16 protein-coding genes are annotated in these 18269 nt (G+C 59.7%); 12 read left to right on the top strand and 4 right to left on the bottom strand.

Annotation, left to right across the window (positions count from 1 at the left end; translation table 11 throughout):
- The coding region (locus BMW66_RS01895; protein ID WP_139196104.1) for an adenosylhomocysteinase at positions 1-436 on the bottom strand (436 nt) is incomplete at its 3' end.
- A 314-nt stretch (positions 437-750) separates the two neighbouring features.
- On the opposite strand from BMW66_RS01895, the gene BMW66_RS01890 reads away from it, so the two are divergent.
- Together BMW66_RS01890 and BMW66_RS01885 are read left to right on the top strand one after the other, a co-directional pair.
- A complete protein-coding gene (locus BMW66_RS01890) occupies positions 751-1350 on the top strand; it encodes an HD domain-containing protein (RefSeq protein WP_093114927.1) in 600 nt (199 codons plus the stop codon).
- Positions 1351-1420: 70 nt separating this feature from the next.
- The gene (locus tag BMW66_RS01885) at positions 1421-1909 is read left to right on the top strand and encodes a cupin domain-containing protein (protein WP_093114926.1); all 489 of its coding nucleotides are present in this window, start codon (positions 1421-1423) and stop codon (positions 1907-1909) included.
- An 87-nt stretch (positions 1910-1996) separates the two neighbouring features.
- Here the strand turns inward: BMW66_RS01885 and BMW66_RS01880 are convergent, their stop codons facing one another.
- Positions 1997-2551: an ActR/PrrA/RegA family redox response regulator transcription factor gene (locus BMW66_RS01880; RefSeq protein WP_093114925.1), complete on the bottom strand. Its 555-nt coding sequence runs from the start codon at positions 2549-2551 to the stop codon at positions 1997-1999.
- A gap of 78 nt (positions 2552-2629) precedes the next feature.
- Positions 2630-3250, bottom strand: coding sequence for an SCO family protein (locus tag BMW66_RS01875; RefSeq protein ID WP_093114924.1), 621 nt, complete (start codon positions 3248-3250; stop codon positions 2630-2632).
- A gap of 91 nt (positions 3251-3341) precedes the next feature.
- Between BMW66_RS01875 and regB the strand changes: the two genes are divergently transcribed.
- The 8 genes from regB (at position 3342) to trxA (ending at position 15233) form a co-directional block, all read left to right on the top strand.
- Complete coding sequence (gene regB / locus BMW66_RS01870) at positions 3342-4727, top strand: sensor histidine kinase RegB (RefSeq protein ID WP_093114923.1); 1386 nt, start codon at positions 3342-3344, stop codon at positions 4725-4727.
- A 402-nt stretch (positions 4728-5129) separates the two neighbouring features.
- Positions 5130-6335, top strand: a complete 1206-nt coding sequence (locus BMW66_RS01865) for a PAS-domain containing protein (protein ID WP_175483135.1) — start codon at positions 5130-5132, stop codon at positions 6333-6335.
- A 45-nt stretch (positions 6336-6380) separates the two neighbouring features.
- Positions 6381-6857 (top strand): tRNA (adenosine(37)-N6)-threonylcarbamoyltransferase complex ATPase subunit type 1 TsaE, encoded by a 477-nt coding sequence (tsaE, locus tag BMW66_RS01860; protein ID WP_093114921.1) that lies wholly within the window; start codon positions 6381-6383, stop codon positions 6855-6857.
- On the top strand, positions 6850-7872 hold the full coding sequence (locus tag BMW66_RS01855; protein ID WP_093114920.1) for an aminoglycoside phosphotransferase family protein: 1023 nt from the start codon (positions 6850-6852) through the stop codon (positions 7870-7872). The genes tsaE and BMW66_RS01855 overlap by 8 nt, the downstream gene beginning before the upstream one ends.
- A complete protein-coding gene (locus BMW66_RS01850; protein WP_093114919.1) occupies positions 7848-8540 on the top strand; it encodes a nucleotidyltransferase family protein in 693 nt (230 codons plus the stop codon). The genes BMW66_RS01855 and BMW66_RS01850 overlap by 25 nt, the downstream gene beginning before the upstream one ends.
- Positions 8533-11463 carry a double-strand break repair protein AddB gene (addB, locus tag BMW66_RS01845; protein WP_093114918.1) on the top strand — a complete coding sequence of 977 codons (2931 nt, stop codon included), beginning with the start codon at positions 8533-8535 and terminating at the stop codon, positions 11461-11463. The genes BMW66_RS01850 and addB overlap by 8 nt, the downstream gene beginning before the upstream one ends.
- The gene (addA, locus tag BMW66_RS01840) at positions 11460-14852 is read left to right on the top strand and encodes a double-strand break repair helicase AddA (RefSeq protein WP_093114917.1); all 3393 of its coding nucleotides are present in this window, start codon (positions 11460-11462) and stop codon (positions 14850-14852) included. The genes addB and addA overlap by 4 nt, the downstream gene beginning before the upstream one ends.
- Positions 14853-14912: 60 nt before the next feature.
- On the top strand, positions 14913-15233 hold the full coding sequence (gene trxA, locus BMW66_RS01835) for a thioredoxin (RefSeq protein WP_093114916.1): 321 nt from the start codon (positions 14913-14915) through the stop codon (positions 15231-15233).
- 50 nt (positions 15234-15283) lie between these two features.
- Here trxA and BMW66_RS01830 read toward each other — a convergent pair whose 3' ends face one another.
- Positions 15284-16261 (bottom strand): hypothetical protein, encoded by a 978-nt coding sequence (locus BMW66_RS01830; protein WP_245729286.1) that lies wholly within the window; start codon positions 16259-16261, stop codon positions 15284-15286.
- Positions 16262-16288: 27 nt separating this feature from the next.
- On the opposite strand from BMW66_RS01830, the gene hslV reads away from it, so the two are divergent.
- Together hslV and hslU are read left to right on the top strand one after the other, a co-directional pair.
- Complete coding sequence (hslV, locus tag BMW66_RS01825) at positions 16289-16846, top strand: ATP-dependent protease subunit HslV (protein ID WP_093114915.1); 558 nt, start codon at positions 16289-16291, stop codon at positions 16844-16846.
- A gap of 60 nt (positions 16847-16906) precedes the next feature.
- A complete protein-coding gene (gene hslU, locus BMW66_RS01820) occupies positions 16907-18214 on the top strand; it encodes an ATP-dependent protease ATPase subunit HslU (RefSeq protein ID WP_093114914.1) in 1308 nt (435 codons plus the stop codon).
- Positions 18215-18269: the final 55 nt, after the last annotated feature.

The raw sequence follows: 18269 nt of genomic DNA, 5'->3' as shown, positions 1-18269 counted from the left end.
CCTCTTCGACCCGCGCGCCCAGCAGAATGTAAAGCGTCGCGTCCCCGCCATCGTCGAGGATCATGTTCGCGCCGCCTTCCTCGAACCGGAATATGCGGTCGCAATAGTCCCAGTATTCCTCCAGCGTCTCGCCCTTGATCGCGAAGACCGGAACGCCCGTTGTCGCAATCGCCGCCGCCGCGTGATCCTGCGTGGAGAAGATGTTGCACGAGGCCCACCGCACGTCGGCACCCAGCGCCACAAGCGTCTCGATCAGAACGGCGGTCTGGATGGTCATGTGCAGCGATCCGGCAATCCGCGCGCCCTTCAAGGGCTTCTGCTGACCATACTCCTCGCGCAGTGCCATCAGCCCCGGCATTTCCGTTTCCGCGATGTCAAGCTCCTTGCGACCGTAGTCCGCAAGCCCAATGTCCTTGACGATGTAATCTGCCGACATCCCGCCGCTCTCCTTACGCATTGATTTTGCGATCCAGATAGCACCGGGAGAGGGAGGAGACAATGCTACCCCTCTGAACCAAGGGAAGTGGGGAGCACGCAGGGAGGAGACGCCATGCCCCCAGCACCGAAAATCGCGATCGCAAGCGGTCCGGTAAATCAACCAAATCCGGCAGGACCGCTGGCAGCATGTGATCCGATGGCGAACAGGGTCCACCTCAGATGCGGCAAGACTTGAGCAGCCTTCTCGGGCAATTGCATATCGCACGATGCCGGGCTAGGCAGAGTCAGATCCACGAGCGACCGGAAAACGCGATGCCCTCCAAACCCGCCCGCGCATGGCAACGCATGTTGTCCGGTCGTCGGCTCGACCTGCTCGACCCCACTCCCGTCGACATCGAGATTGACGACATTGCCCACGGTCTCGCCTTCGTGGCGCGCTGGAATGGCCAAACGCGGGGCGACTTCCCCTATTCCGTTGCGGAGCACTCCCTTTTGGTTGAGGCGCTTTTTGCCCGAATATCACCCGGCGCCCCGGCAAAATGGCGGCTTGCCGCATTGCTGCACGACGCGCCGGAATATGTGATCGGCGACATGATTTCCCCGGTGAAAGCGTCGGTTGGTCCCGGTTACGATGAACTGGACAAACGCCTAGCAGCGGCGATTCACATCCGTTTCGGCCTGCCTGCCGTAATCCCGAAAACCGTCAAGGCCCGGATCAAGCGCGCCGACCGGATCAGCGCCTGGATGGAGGCGACGCAGATCGCCGGTTTCTCCGAGGCCGAAGCCGACAAGTACTTCAATCGACCGAAACCGGAGCTGATCGAAGGGCTTTCAATCACACTGCGCCCGCCGGTGGACACCCGAACTGCCTACACTGATCGCCATGCAACGCTTCTGGCCCGTATGGGCTGACGGCCCGTCTCCGTTTGCCAGAGATTGCACGGCGTATTACGCTCACACCGTCAACCGCAAGGAACCTGCCATGAGCGACACCCCTTATCTCATTCCCGCCGAAGACATCGCCGCGATGGGCGGGCTGGAAAAAACACATTTCCTCAATCCCAACGCCCGCCGCGTGAACAAGTCGCTGGGCGATCTGACGGGACTGACAGGCATGGGCTTTCACATCATTGAGATTGCGCCGGGATGCGACACGACAGAGCACCACATGCACCATTTTGAGGACGAATGCGTTTATGTTCTGGAAGGCGAGGCGACAGCCTTCATTGGCGACAAAGCCCTTCCGATCAAACCCGGCGATTTCCTCGGCTACCGCAAGGGCGGGCTGGCCCACTCGATTACCAATACCGGCCGCGACACCTTCCGCTGCATTGTCGTGGGCCAGCGGCTGGCGCACGACGTCGGCGACTATCCCAGACAGGCAAAGCGCATCTTCCGGAATGCCGGAATGCCATGGAACCTTGTCGACCTCGACGACATCGACGAACCGAAGGCCGGGGCAAAGAAGTGACGGCGAAGACGAAATCGACACCGACGTATTGCCGACAAAATACCGACGTTATACCGACATGGGAAATTCAATGATTCTAGCGGCTTATTACCGTGGAGAGCGTTTCGCCAGAATCCGCTGCAACGTCCGCCGATGCATGTTCAGGCGCCGCGCCGTTTCGCTCACATTCCGGTCGCAAAGCTCATAAACCCGCTGGATATGCTCCCACCGCACGCGGTCTGCGCTCATGGGGTTTTCCGGTGGCGGCGGAAGCTCATCGCCCGACCGCAAAAGCGCGTTCGTGATATCGGTCGCATCGGCCGGCTTCGACAGATAATCCGTGGCGCCGATCTTCACAGCCGCCACCGCCGTCGCAATCGCGCCATAGCCTGTCAGCACGACAACGCGGCAATCCCCTCGCCGCTCGCGCAGGACCTCAACGACATCAAGCCCGTTGCCATCGTCAAGCCGCAGATCCACAACCGCATAGGCCGGCGGCCGCGCCGTGGCGATAGCTTTTCCCGCCGCGACGGAACCGGCCATTTCCACTTCGAAACCACGCTTTTCCATGGCCTTGCTCAGGCGACGCAGAAAGGCTTCGTCATCATCGACCAGCAACAAAGAGCGGTCTTCGCCTATATCTTGCAGGTTTGTCTCCGCCATCCCGCCAACCCCTGGAACAAATTCGTCTATGCAACGTCTTAGCCCGCAGGGTGGCGGCGGTCAAACCATCCCCGCAACTTACATGTTTTCAAGGAAACAACCGATCCGCTTCGCCATGTCATCCGCAGTGATGTCACGACGGAAGAACTCGACAAACCCATGCTCTGGCAGCACCAGGTAGCTGAAGGTGGAGTGATCGACGAGATAGTACTCCGGATCGCCTTCTTCCTGCTTCTTGTAGTAGGTGCGGTAGGCTTGGCTCGCGGCCTTCACTTGTTCCGGCGAACCTGTCAGTCCCAGCATGCGCGGATGCAGATAATCGGTAAATTCCGCAAGCACCTCCGGCGTATCGCGCTCCGGGTCGATGGAGATGAAGACCGGCTGAACGATCTTTCCCTGCTTTTCCAGGAGCTCAACCGCTTCAGCATTCCGCGCCGTATCGAGCGGGCAGACGTCCGGGCAGAAGGTATAGCCGAAATAAAGCAGCGACGGCTCTGTTATCACATCTTCGTCGGTCACAGTCTCACCGGTCTCAGAGACAAGTTCGAATGGCCCACCTATCGCATCGGTGCCCCCCGCGACCTGCCCGGAGCGGCATTGCGCAAACTGATCGTCTTCACCGCCGCGCGACACGTACCAGATCGCGGTCAAAAGGGCGATCATGACAACAACAGCAATCATGGCGATAGTGCGGATCATTTCGGGCCTCCGGGGCGCAGCGGTCAGTTGATTGATATGATGGCCCGACTTAACAATTGCTACCATCTGCACAAGAGACAAAGGCGCGCATATGTCCGATTTCTCAACGGATCTGATCTTGGGTCAGCGCCGCAGCAACTCGATCCGGCTACGCACCATCATAATGGTCCGCTGGATCGCCGTGATTGGTCAGCTTGTCGCGCTGATCGTGGCGCAGCGCCTGTTCCATCTGCAACTGGAGCTTGGCCTGTGCTATCTTGCGGTGGGCATTTCCGTGATCGGCAACCTGATCGCGATGTTCACCTTTCCCGAGAACCGCCTCCTGTCCGAGCGGGAAAACGCCGCGATGATCCTTTTCGATCTGTTGCAACTTTGTTTTCTGCTGTTTCTGACCGGGGGTCTGCACAATCCCTTTTCGATTCTCGTGGTTGGCCCGGTGACGATCTCCGCCTCCGCTCTCGGATTGCGCGCAACGCTTCTTATCGCAACCGTGGCCATCGCTCTTGTGACCCTGATGATCGAATTTCATCTGCCATTGCGCACGCGCGACGGGATCATCCTGCGTATCCCGGAAATATTCGTTTTTGGGAACTGGATTGCCATCGTGATTGCCATCTTCTTCTCCTCGCTCTACTCCCGCCGTGTGATGTCGGAAATGGCCGCAATGTCCGCCGCGCTGAGCGCCACGCAGCTGGCCCTCGCACGCGAACAGAAGCTTACAGATCTTGGCGGTGTGGTGGCGGCTACGGCGCATGAGCTTGGCACACCGTTGGCGACGATCAAGCTGACAAGCGCGGAACTGATGGAAGAGCTGAAGGACCACCCGGATCTTCATGACGATGCCGCTCTGATCCGCGATCAGGCAGATCGCTGCCGTGACATTCTTCGGTCGATGGGACGAGCCGGCAAGGACGATCTGCACATGCACAGCGCACCTCTTACGACCGTGATCGAAGAGTCTGCCGAACCCCATATGGATCGTGGCAAGACGATCCATTTCGAACACGGCGGTCAGGGCAGTGCCCTCGGTGCGGTTCCGCTGATCCAACGGCGCCCGGAGGTGATTCACGGCTTGCGCAACCTGATCCAGAACGCAGTGGATTTCAGCAGTGAAAACGTCTGGATTGAATCCGGATGGACCGATAACGAAATCGTAATTCGCATTGTGGATGATGGCGAAGGGTTTCCGCCACAGCTCCTCGGGCGCATTGGCGATCCGTTCGTGCGGCGCCGCCGGAGCGAGAACGACAGGCATCAACGTCCCGGGTATGAGGGAATGGGCCTTGGCCTCTTTATCGCCAAGACCCTTTTGGAACGAAGCGGGGCCGAGCTCAGCTTTGCCAACGGCTCGGATGGGAGCTTCCCGGCCGCCAACTCTAAGCGCCGCGGGGCGATTGTCGAGGTGGTCTGGCCACGCGGACGACTGGCTGCTTCAACCGAACAAACTCGAGTTCTTGGTGAAAACCCTGTTTTCTAATCGGCAAATTCTTATAACGTTAACGATGCGTTAACCACAAATTAAGCAAACTGGTTATGCGCCCAACGCCCGGGGGATGTGGCCATGACGCGAATCGAAAGCCTCGAAATCCTTCTCTTCGCAGGTCTCTGCCTGATCGTCGCCTCCCTCGCTCTCTGGCTGGTTGCGCGGATCGACCGGACCAAGGCCGAACAAAGTGCAGTCCTGGAAACCTCGGATCAGGAGCGTCCAATATTCCTCTTTGATCGCGGTCAGTTCGTGGATGCGACTCTTCCAGCCCTCGATATGGCAAAGGACCACGGACTGGAAGATCTCGGCTGGTCCGGATTGGCGGACATTTTGCAGCCGCGCTTTTCGCGGTTTCCCGACAGGGTCTCCGATCTGGGTCGCGGAAACTACCGCGTGATCCGCGCCGATCCGCCGGATCGTGCTGTGGTGAAGGTGTTGCGATGGGATGAGGTCACAAAGGTCACGATAGTCGAGGCCCGGACTGAATCCAGCGCACCCTCCGGCACCAATGACACGCCCTCTGCCGCAGAGAGGGCCCCCTATCCAATATGGCAAACCGGTGCTTCGGGTGGTGTGTTGTGGGCCAATGCCGCCTACGATGCGCTTGCGCCAGTGGATGACACAGGCTATCGCCCCGCAGTTTTCGACGTGCCGGTATCTGAAAGCTTCGACATCTTGCAGCCTGTGCGAACATCGGTTCACCTGCCCGGACAGGACGAACCGCTCTGGTTCGATGTGGCAAGCGTTGCCGATAATGAAACCTTGTTGCACTACGCGGTTGACGCCAACGCAATTGTCAAAGCAGAGGTTGCCCAGCGCAACTTCGTGCAGACATTGACCAAGACATTTGCGCAGCTTTCCATCGGCCTCGCAATCTTCGATCGGAACCGGCAGCTCGCGCTTTTCAACCCGGCGCTGATCGACTTGACGACACTTCCTGCCGACTTCTTGTCGGCAGGGCCCACACTTTTCTCCTTTTTCGATCGGATGCGCGAAACCCAGGTGATGCCCGAACCAAAGGACTATGCGTCCTGGCGTGAACAACTCGCTGAACTCGTGGACGCCGCAACGGACGGGCGCTACAGCGATACTTGGACCCTTCCGTCCGGTCTGACTTACAGGGTCACAGGCCGCCCGCACCCCGATGGCGCGGTGGCTTTCCTTTTCGAGGATATCAGTGCCGAAGTTTCCCTCACCCGGCGTTTTCGCGCCGAGCTCGAGCTGGGACAATCCGTACTCGACAGGATAACCCAGTCGATCTCGGTATTCTCCTCGGTGGGCGTCTTGTCGCTGACGAACAAGACCTGCAAGCAGCTTTGGGGGGTGGAAACCGGATACTGCTTTGCGGAATTGACGTTGGCGGAATCGTTGGATTTCTGGCGGGAAAGATGCGAACCAACCAACCTTTGGACTCGAATTCGCGATTTCGCCAACAGCTATCAGAACCGCGAACCATGGGAGACCACAGTGACACGGCTTGACGGCACACCCCTGATCTGTCGGGTCGCTCCACTCAGCGGCGGTGCGTTTATGGTGGTTTTCGCGGTCGTCGTGGAGGAAAGGACACAGCGGGAAGAACGCGAGATCTCCGCGCTCTGAGAGGATCGCGCTTGCAGGGGCGGGCAGGGATAGTAGAGTTGCCTCATGCCCACCCGAACGCTTCAGCTTACCCTTTCCTCTCCCGAACAGACCTGCGCACTTGCCCGTCGGCTCGGCGCATGTGTCGGTGCGGGAGACGTTCTCCTGTTGCAGGGGGGAATCGGGGCGGGAAAGACCCATTTTGCGCGCTGCCTGATACGGTCTCTTCTGGCTGAGCCGGAGGACGTTCCTTCACCGACCTTTACCCTTGTACAAACCTATGATGGATTGAAGGGTGAGATCTGGCACGCAGACCTCTATCGTCTCTCCGACCCCGCCGAGATTGAAGAGCTTGGACTGATTGACGCCTTTGCGGATTGCCTTTGCCTGGTCGAGTGGCCTGACCGGCTTTCCGGTCTCGCCCCGGACAGGTCACTTTGGTTCGATTTTTCGATGCTTCAATCCGAAGGCGCCCGCGCCCTGACCCTGAGCTGGTCGTCGCCACGCTGGGACACATTGCAGGATATTCTGATTCATGACTGATCGCGTTGCGAAAACAACTTCTTTCCTGACGCGGGCCGGCTGGGATACAGCAACACGTGAATCCTTGGCTGGAGACGCCTCAAACCGCCGCTATGAGAGGTTACGCCATGCGGACGGACGGCAGGCGGTATTGATGGATGCACCATCCGAACGCGGCGAAGACGTTCGCCCTTTTGCCCGGATCTCCCGGTACTTGCGCGCACTCGGGCTCTCCGCTCCCGATATTCTGGCCGAAGACGATGAAAATGGGCTTCTTCTGCTCGAAGATTTGGGCGATGCCCTCTTTGTCCGCGTCGTTGCTCGGAACCCGGCACTGGAACGCCCCCTCTACGAGGCCGCGACGGACCTGCTTGCGGATCTGCACCGCGCGGATCCGCCAGAGAATCTTGAGGTTTATGATCCGATGTTGATGTCACGCATGGCCGCGTTGGCATGGCGCTGGTATCGACGAGCGGCAGGGCTTGTCTTCGAGGATCAGGCGCAGGCCTTTGAGGCGGCCTTCTATCCGCTTCTCGATCAGCATGCAGGGCAGGCGGATGTACTCATTCAGCGCGACTACCATGCGGAGAATCTGATCTGGCTGCCTGACCGTAGCGGTGTGGCGCGGGTCGGACTTCTGGACTTTCAGGATGCCATGATTGGACATCGCGCCTATGATCTCGTGTCGCTTCTGCAAGATGCCCGCCGCGACGTACCAAGAGAGACAGAGGCCGAGATGACAGATCGCTACATATCGCGATGCGGCGTGGACCGGGATGCTTTTCTGGCCGCCTATCACGTTCTGGGTGCCCAGCGGAACCTCCGCATTCTGGGGGTATTCGCGCGCCTCTCGCTTCAATCCGGCAAGCCACACTACGTTAATCTGATACCCCGCGTCTGGAACCTGCTGGAGCGAGACCTTGCCCATCCCGCCCTTCATCCGATAGCCGAAACCGTCCGCCGGGAGCTGCCCGCACCAACAGACTCCATTCTGACCAGCTTGAAAAATCAATGCGCCACGATCCCGACGCCATAATGCTGTTCGCAGCGGGGTTCGGCACTCGGATGGGCCCGCTCACCGCCACGCGACCCAAGCCGATGATTCCGGTGGGTGGGCGACCGTTGATTGACCATACTCTCGAACTTGCAAAACAGGTTGAGCCTCGGGTGATTGTCGCAAATCTGCATTATCTGCCTGAAGTTCTGGAACGTCACCTCGCGCCAAAGGACGTGCGGTTGAGCCGTGAGCATCCCGATATTCTCGACACCGGGGGCGGGCTACTCGCCGCACTGCCGCTGCTCGGAGCAGAGCCGGTCTATACTGCGAATACCGATGCGATCTGGCAGGGGCCGAACCCCTTTGAACTGCTACGCACAGCATGGGAGCCTGATCGTATGGATGCGTTTCTGCTTTGTGTCGAACCCGCCTCGGCGGTTGGCCATCAGGGGCAGGGAGATTTCCTGCTCGGACAGGATGGTCGCCTGCGCCGTGGGCCGGGGGTGATTTATGGCGGTATCCAGATCATCAGGACGGACAGCCTGCGTGACATTCCCGAACGCAGCTTCTCTCTCAACCTGCTCTGGAACCGGATGGAGACAGAGGGTCGTCTTTTCGGGCTGACCTATCCCGGGCGCTGGTGTGATGTGGGCCGCCCCGACGGAATCAGATTGGCAGAAACCCTGCTGGAGGCGCCTGATGTTTGACGATACCGACGCGCCACGCGTTTTTGCCCTGCCTCCCGGGGCAGATTTTCCTGCAGAGTTGATCGCCGGGCTTCGGACACGCATGGCCGACCGAGCCCCGGAAGCGATGGCGCGGACAGAAGTCATTGTGAACACGCAACGCATGCGCCGGCGCCTGCGGGGCCTGTTCGACAACGGACCACCAATGCTGTTGCCAAAAATCCGCCTTCTCGGTGATCTGGCACAAGGGGCACATGCCGCCGATCTGCCGCCACCGATCCATCCACTCCGCCGCCGATTCGAGCTTGTTCAGCTGATCGCACTCCTGCTGGAGAAAGAGCCGGATCTTGCCCCGCGCACCTCGCTTTTCGATCTGGCGGACAGTCTCGCCGCACTCATGGGAGAGATGAGCGGCGAGGGTGTAGCGCCCGAAGTCATTGCAACCCTTGATGTGTCCGATCAGTCCGGGCATTGGGCGCGCGCACAGAAGTTCTTTGGCATCGTGCGGGAGTTTCTGGATCGCTTCGAGACTGCACCAGATCCGGAAACACGACAACGTCGCGCCGTCGAGCGATTGATAGCGCATTGGCAGGACGCCCCGCCACAAGATCCGGTGATCGTGGCGGGCTCCACCGGGTCGCGGGGCACAACCGCCCTCTTGATGCAGGCGGTGGCGCGACTGCCGCAGGGCGCGTTGATTCTGCCCGGTTTCGATTTCGACATGCCCGGATCAGTATGGGATCGCCTATCCGACGCTCTTCAGGGCGAGGATCATCCGCAATACTGTTTTCGCAAACTCCTGGACGTGCTAGACATGGACCCTGGAGATGTGCGCCCGTGGACCGTTAAAGAGCCGCCGAACCCTGCGCGAAACAGGCTCATCTCGCTTGCCCTGCGGCCTGCGCCGGTTACCGATCAATGGCTCGAAGAAGGGCCCTCACTGGGGGATTTGTCGCCGGCGGCACAGAATGTCACGCTGCTTGAAGCCCCATCGATGCGCATTGAGGCGCTTTCCATAGCGATGCGTCTTCGCAAGGCTGCCGAAGAGGGTCAGGTCGCAGCGTTGATCACCCCGGACCGAATGCTGACCCGGCAAGTCTCTGCCGCATTGGACCGCTGGAACATCCTGCCCGATGACAGTGCCGGAACACCGTTGCACCTAACCCCGCCGGGGCGCTTTCTGCGCCATGTCGCCGCATTGTTTCAAAGAAAACTGACCTCCGAGACACTTCTGACTCTGCTCAAGCATCCGCTCACCCATTCCGGGGGCGGTCGGGGAGAGCATCTGCGTCTGACCCGTGAGCTGGAGCTGACAATCCGGAGAAAGGGGTGGATCTATCCCCGGCCCGAGTCTCTCATCACATGGGCAGCAGAACGCGATGACGGCTCCGAAAACTGGGCTGAATGGGTCGCGTCCTGTTTCTGCGACCGGCAGGAGCCGGCCGCAGTTTCGCTGGAGATGCGCGTTGATCAGCTTCTGGCCCTGTCCGAACGCATTGCGGGCGCAGGAGGAGACGGGCCCTGTGAGCTTTGGCAGGAAGGCGCCGGTCGCGAAGCCCAGGAGGTGATGACCGCGCTTCGCGAGAATGCCGCCTACGCCGGTGAACTCAATGCCGCCGATTTTACCGATCTACTGGGCGCTGTCCTCTCGGGAGGAGAGGTGCGCGACCGCGACGCGCCGCACCCGCGCATCCTGATCTGGGGCACGTTGGAGGCTCGTGTGCAGGGGGCCGATCTGGTCATCCTGGGCGGTCTCAACGAAGGCGGTTGGCCGGAATCTACCCCACCGGACCCATGGCTCAACCGCGCCATGCGGGACAGGGCCGGACTGCTTCTGCCGGAACGGCGAATTGGACTGGCGGCGCATGATTTTCAACAGGCTATCGGTGCGCAAGAGGTCTGGCTCACCCGGTCGATCCGGTCGGAAGATGCCGAAACCGTACCGTCGCGCTGGCTCAACCGGCTATGCAACCTGATGAACGGATTGCCACAACAGGGGGGGGCAAGGGCGCTTGAGGATATGCGCGATCGCGGCCAAGTCTGGCTGGATCATGCAAATACACTTGAGAAGGCAGATGATGTTCCCGCGGTCAAACGTCCCTCGCCCTGCCCGCCCATCGCGGCACGCCCAAGAAAGCTGTCGGTCACCGCAATCAAGCGACTGATCCGCGATCCCTACGCCATCTATGCACGCGAGGTGCTCCGGCTCAAACCTCTCGACCCGCTGCTCAAGACGCCCGATGCGCTTTTACGGGGAATCGTCGTGCACGACCTGTTGGAACGGTTCGTCAGGCAGGGTACCGATGACCCCGACCGCCTTACTCAGATGGCTTTGGTCGATCTCTCGGACAAGGTTCTCGCCGAAAACGTCCCATGGCCATCGGCGAGAGCGCTCTGGAAGGCCCGGATTGAACGGGTCTCCCGGCATTTCGTCGATACAGAGATCGCACGGCAAGCCGAAGCAACCCCTATCGCCTATGAACAGGGCGCCAGAGCGGTCATCGACTCGCTTGGGTTCACACTGACAGCCAAGGCCGACAGAATTGACCGTGATCACTCTGGCCGCCTCATCATCTACGACTACAAGACTGGCAACCCGCCCACCAAGGCTCAGCAGAAGGCGTTTGACAAGCAATTGCTGCTGGAGGCCGCGATGGCGGAACAGGGCGCGTTCGACGGGATAGACCCCGCACCCGTCGCCCGCGCCGTCTATATCGGTCTTGGTACCGCCCCCAAGGACGTGCCCGCACCGCTGGACACGATTCCGACAGAGACGGTCTGGGCGGAGTTTCAGCACCTGATCGCGGCCTACCTCCAACCCGATCAGGGCTTCACCTCCCGTCGCGCGATGGAAAAGGACAGCGACAAGGGTGATTATGATCAACTCGCCCGGTTTGGCGAATGGGAAGCTGCCGACCCTTCCATGCCGGAGACGCTGCGATGACACCACGCGACGACGCCACCGAAAATCAGGTCATCGCGGCACGGCCATCTGTCTCCACCTGGCTTTCGGCGAATGCCGGGTCAGGCAAGACCCGCGTATTGACCGACCGTGTTGCGCGGCTTCTGCTTGATGGCGTGCAACCGCAGCACATCCTGTGCCTCACGTACACCAAGGCCGCAGCCAGCGAGATGCAGAACCGGCTTTTCAGGAGGCTGGGTGACTGGGCAATGCGCGACGACGACGCGCTGCGCCATGAACTGTTCGATCTGGGCATCGAGGGCCCGATCGTCGGTGATCGGCTCCGCGATGCACGGACATTGTTTGCACGCGCCATTGAAACACCCGGCGGGCTTAAGATCCAGACCATCCATTCCTTCTGTGCCGCGCTACTGCGCCGCTTCCCCCTTGAAGCCGGTGTGTCTCCATTGTTCACGGAGATGGAGGACCGCGCCGCAACCCTCTTGCGCGAGGAAATCATGGATGAAATGGCCGAGGGTGAGGATGCGCCTCTGGTCCTTGACATGGCTCGGCTTCTCACGGCGGAGGATTTCGGCAAGCTCACCTCCGAAATCGTAAGATGTGCCCCTGCGGTGCGGGCCTGCGACGTGCAAAGAGATATGCCCGCGTCCCTTGGTATCTCCCCGGACGCCCGGAAAGAAGACGTGTTCGACATAGCCTTTGACGGGACCGAACAGGCGCTTTGGGCGGAACTCCTGCCTGCCCTTCGCGGCGTTGCGGGCAAGACCTATCCAAAGATGGCTGACCAACTTGCCGCGATTGATCCAACCGCGCCGAGTTTTGACGACCTTGAAACGCTCTTTTCGCTGTTTCTCTATCAGTCGAGCCAAAAGGGCCACCACGAGAAGTGGGAGTCGAAATCTGTCAATTTCCCGCAAAGCAACCACAAGACAGCGGTTGAGGCGGTGGCCCCCATCTCCTCGGCTCTACACGCCTTCATGGACCGTGTGGCAGAAGCAAAGCAATTTCTCACTACTCTGGAGGCGATCCGACAGTCGAAGGTTCTTGTCAGTTTCGCTCGGAGATTCCTTCACCACTATGAGCGCCGCAAGCAACAGCGCGGCTGGCTCGATTTCGACGACCTGATCCAGCGGGCACGCGCTCTGCTCAGCGCTCCGGCCGTCGCACAATGGGTGCTTTACCGGCTCGACGGCGGGATTGATCATATCCTCGTGGACGAGGCGCAGGATACCAGTCCCGACCAGTGGCAGGTCATCGAACGCCTGGCACAGGAGTTTACCGCAGGGCACGGCGCGCGCAGCGATGTGAAGCGCACAATTTTCGTCGTTGGCGATAAGAAACAGTCGATCTACAGCTTTCAGGGTGCGGACCCGACGGAATTCGACAGGATGCGTGCGGAGTTCGATCACCGTTTGACTGCGGCAGGCGAGAGGCTCAACAACCGCGAACTCTCCCATTCCTTCCGCTCGTCCGAGGCTATCCTGCGACTTGTCGATCACTGTTTTGAATCAAGCGTGCAGGCCGGTTTTCCGCAAGATATGAACCACCGCGCCTTTCACCCCGGTTTGCCCGGTCGGGTCGATCTTTGGCCTTCTCTTCCAAAGGCGGAAGGAACAGAGCATGGCGAATGGTTCGATCCGGTTGATCGACGGGGCGATACGCATCACGCCGTCCTGCTCGCGCGCAAGATCGCTGGACAGATCCGTCACATGATAGATGACAAGGAACTGATTCCCAGTGAGGACAAGGGCCCAGATGGGCGTCACGTCCTGCGGCCTGTGCGAGCCGGAGACGTGATGATCCTCGTGCAGCGCCGGTCCGAGCTGTTTCATGAGTTGATCAGCGCCTGCAAGTCCGAGGGCCTCCCGATCGCGGGCGCCGACAGGCTCAAGGTCGGGGCAGAAATGGCCGTGCGCGATCTTGGGGCGTTGCTGTCGTTCATGGCCACACCCGAAGACAGCCTTTCGCTGGCCTGCGCGCTCCGATCACCGTTGTTCGGTTGGGACGAACAGGCACTTTTCGATCTCGCTCATAGCCGGACCTCCCGCCACCTCTGGCAGGCGCTTCGCAAACGCGGGGAGGAATTTCCCGAAACCATGGAGATCTTGCGCGATCTCTTGGACCGGACCGATTTTCTGCGCCCCTTCGACCTTATTGAACGCATCCTGACTCGACATGACGGACGGCGCCGTCTTCTTGCACGTCTGGGACAAGAGGCGGAGGACGGCATTGATGCGCTTCTCGGGCAGGCCCTTTCCTATGAACGCAGCGCCATTCCAAGTCTGACCGGGTTTCTGGTCTGGATGGAAACCGACGGGCTTGAGATCAAGCGGCAACTCGACAATGCGGGCGATCAGATTCGGGTGATGACCGTGCATGGCTCCAAAGGGCTTGAAGCGCCTGTTGTCATTCTTCCCGACACCGCCAACCGCGAGGTCCAGTTCAAGGATCAGATCCTGATCGTCAACGGAACTCCCTTTTGGAATGCGGGCAAGGACAGCCTGCCCCGGCAACTCTCCACACGACGCGAGGATATGATGCAGGCCCAGCATCGCGAGCGCCTGCGTCTTCTCTATGTGGCGATGACCCGCGCTGAAAAGTGGCTGATCGTGGCTGCCGCCGGTGATACCGATAAGGAGGGCGAGAGCTGGTACAGCATCGTGGAACAGGCGATGCGCGCGGTCGGTGCTGAACACCATGGGTTCCCGACGGGCGAAGGATTGCGTTTCACACATGGTGAATGGAACGGTCCGGCAACTTCGGATGGCACTCCGCCGCAGCCAGAGACCGCACCATCAAAGCTGCCTGACTATCTGCGCCGCCCCGCTCCGGAACCGCCCGCACCAAACGACACGCTCAATCCTTCTGATCTGGGCGGCGCGAAGGGGCTCGCGGGCGATGACAGCCTCGATGAAGAGGCTGCAAAGGCACGGGGTAGTCGGATACATCTTCTGCTGGAGCACCTGCCTGCCCATCCGCCTGCCGACTGGCCCCGGATTGCAAACAACCTGCTTGGAGAAAGGGCCGACATACCCGCGCTTCTGTCAGAGACGTCGGCGGTATTGGGCAATGCAGATCTGGCCTGGCTGTTCGCCCCCAGAACACTTGCCGAGGTGCCGGTGACCGCCAATATTGGCCAGAAACGAATTCACGGTGTGGTTGACCGCCTGATCCTGTCGGACCACCATGTGCTCGCGGTGGATTTCAAGACGAACACCCTTGTCCCTTCGACGCCGCATCAGGTGCCGGACGCCCTGTTGCGCCAGATGGGTGCCTATGCGCATGCGCTTAAACAGGTCTATCCCGACCACGGCGTGGAAACTGCCTTTCTCTGGACACGTTCCGCTACGCTTATGCGGCTGCCACACGATCTCGTCATCGACGCTCTTGCAGAAGCACTGTCGTCTTGACGCCGTGCGGCGCGCTACATAGGTTCAAACCAACTCACATTCCAATCAGGAGATGCTAATATGGCAACCGTCGCAGTCACCGATGCCACCTTTGACGCCGAAGTGAAAAATTCGGACGTTCCTGTGGTGGTTGATTTCTGGGCTGAATGGTGCGGTCCCTGCAAGCAGATCGGCCCCGCTCTCGAAGAGATCTCGGCCGAGATGGAAGGTAAGCTCAAGGTTGCCAAGGTTGATGTGGACAGCAACCCCAACACTGCCGCGGCGATGGGCGTGCGCGGCATTCCAGCGCTATTCATCTTCAAGGATGGCGAGGTGATTTCGAACCGAGCTGGCGCCGCGCCGAAGGCCGCTCTGCAAAGCTGGATTGAAGATTCGATTTGATCCAATGCCGAAGATGTTTCCAAGCGAGGCGCCCCCCGGGGCGCCTTCTTTCATGATACCGGCCAACCAAACCCTCCCAGCCTTACGGCGATCCGGTCCTCTGCGTCTGGGCGACCGGCATTGATCGACATGTGTTGAAGAAACCACCACAGGTAGGCCGCATAATCCGGTCGCATCTGTTCCACCGCGTCAAATGCCCCGGACGTTCCCAGTTTTTCAACCGATGCGGCGATGTGGTGGAAATCAATCCGCGCATAAAGCACCGATGGTTTTCCGAAAAAATACCCGGCAAAAGCAGCCGATGAATTCTGCGTCACCACGAAATCGCAACGCTGCAAAAGGTCTTGCATCCCGGCTGTGGAGACCGAGAGGCTCCCGTGCCTGCGGGCCATCGAATCGAGACGATCCAGATCATCTTTCGAATAGCTTTCATTGGGATGAAGCGTTGCGACTACGCGCCGGACCCCCGCGCGTTCCAGCACCTGTTCCAGCATTTCGAACGGGCTGCAGGATTGAAATGATCGGTGGTCCGCCAGCCGCCCTTGAAGCGGAACATAAATGAACCCCTCGCGTGAGGTGGCTTTCGGTGCCGCGCCGAAAAGGCGGTTCTGCCAGAAGCGGTAAAACCTCTGGGCGTCGTCTCGCGGCACCTCATTTGGATCGAACGCTGATCTGGCGACATCCCAATTCCAACGTTGGGCGGTCCGCTCGATCTGCCAGAAGGGATAGTAGTAGGCGCGCCGGATCGTTACGGCACGGTCGGGAAAAGGTTCCCTCATATGGAAAACAGACCATTCTCCAGCCTCGCGCGATGCGCGTCTTTCGTCGTCATGGATCACGCGAAAACCGGAACGTTGAAGTACCATCGCCAACTTGGAGATGAAATTGTGCTGACCGGCCTCAGCGCTTTGTCGCAAGCCATCGGGCAGGTGGAAACGAACGGTCTTTGGTCTGGTCATGGACCACACGCTAGGCCGGGGATACGTTGCAAACAAGCCGCCCTTGTGCCTGCATGGCTTGACCCTCATATAGGGCCGAAGACAAAGGAGAGTCCGATGACATCTGAAGAATTGCCTGGCTGGCACGGCACCACGATTATCGGCGTCAAGAAGAACGGCAAAGTGGTCATCGCGGGCGACGGTCAGGTGAGTTTGGGCCAGACGGTGATCAAGGGCACCGCCCGGAAGGTGCGCCGCCTCTCCCCAGGTGGCTTTGATGTCGTGGCGGGCTTTGCAGGGTCTACAGCGGACGCCTTTGCCCTTCTGGAACGACTGGAAACAAAGCTGGAGGCCACCCCGGGTCAACTTGCAAGGGCCTGCGTGGAGCTGGCAAAGGACTGGCGCACAGACAAGTACCTGCAGAAGCTGGAGGCGATGCTTATCGTGACTGACGGCGATCAGATGTTTGTTATCACCGGCGCCGGCGATGTGCTGGAACCCGAGCACAACGTGACGGCCATCGGATCAGGTGGCAACTTCGCGCTCGCCGCAGCGCGCGGCTTGATGGAGGCCGACCTTGACGCCGAAGAGATCGCCCGCAAGGCAATGGCCATCGCCTCTGACATCTGCGTTTATACCAATGGGAACCTGACCGTTGAAACGATCAGCGCATAAGAGCTCCTGGAAGGCTTTTGCGCGTATCTGACAAGACATCCGGCCCCGGAAAGGACCGACATGACCGACCTCACCCCTCGCGAAATTGTGTCCGAACTGGACCGCTTCATCATCGGCCAAAAGGACGCGAAACGCGCAGTCGCCGTGGCATTGCGCAGTCGCTGGCGGCGCAGGCAGCTGTCGGACGATCTGCGCGAAGAGGTATATCCGAAGAATATCCTGATGATCGGTCCCACCGGCGTCGGCAAGACAGAGATCAGCCGCCGTCTTGCCCGTTTGGCAAAGGCCCCCTTCGTCAAGGTCGAAGCGACGAAATTCACTGAGGTCGGCTATGTCGGTCGTGATGTGGAGCAGATCATACGCGATCTTATGGACAGCGCCATCGGCATGACCCGCGAGTTGATGCGTGAAGAGGTGAAAACAAAAGCCCACAAGAATGCCGAGGAGCGGGTCATCTCCGCTATCGCCGGTGAGGATGCCCGCGAAGGCACAAGAGAGATGTTCCGCAAAAAGCTGAAGTCCGGCGAACTGGACGACACCATGATAGACTTGGACGTGGCCGACACCTCAAACCCGTTGCCGATGTTTGACCTTCCCGGTCAGTCTGGTGGCCAGATGGGAATGCTCAACCTCGGCGACCTCTTCGGGAAGGCGATGGGCAGCAGGACGGAACGCAAGCACATGAGCGTGGCCGAAAGCTACACGATTCTGGTCGGGGAAGAGGCCGACAAGCTTCTGGACGATGAGGTTGTGACCCGCAACGCACTCGAATCCGTGGAACAGAATGGTATTGTATTCCTCGACGAGATCGACAAGGTCTGCGCCCGGTCGGATGCCCGAGGCGGAGATGTCAGCCGCGAAGGTGTGCAGCGCGATCTTCTTCCACTGATCGAAGGTACAACCGTTTCAACCAAACACGGCCCGGTCAAAACCGATCACATCCTTTTCATTGCGTCGGGGGCCTTCCACATTGCAAAGCCCTCGGACCTGTTGCCGGAGCTTCAGGGCCGCTTGCCAATTCGGGTAGAGCTGCGCGCGCTGACCGAAGGCGATTTTGTCCGTATCCTCACGGAAACCGATAATGCGCTGACCCGTCAGTATTCCGCTCTGATGGCGACGGAAGGGGTTGATGTGACGTTCACAGATGAAGGCATCGCCGCGCTGGCAAAAATCGCTGCTGACGTGAATCAGTCGATTGAAAACATCGGCGCCCGCCGTCTCTACACAATCATGGAGCGTGTCTTCGAAGAGCTGAGCTACAACGCACCCGACCGCGCCGGTCAGGAGGTCACGGTTGATGCCGCCTTTGTCGAGGCCAACCTCGGAGCGCTTACAAGATCCACAGACATTAGCCGTTACGTGCTTTGATTCCGGAGAATGGCTTGCACGCTACCGTTCACGCCAGAGGCTGATAGGCCTGCTT

The sequence above is a fragment of the Salinihabitans flavidus genome, assembly GCF_900110425.1.
GTDB classification, from domain to species: Bacteria; Pseudomonadota; Alphaproteobacteria; order Rhodobacterales; family Rhodobacteraceae; genus Salinihabitans; species Salinihabitans flavidus.
The sequence above is the reverse complement of the archived record's forward strand: the minus strand, read 5'-3'. Positions and strand labels throughout refer to the sequence as shown.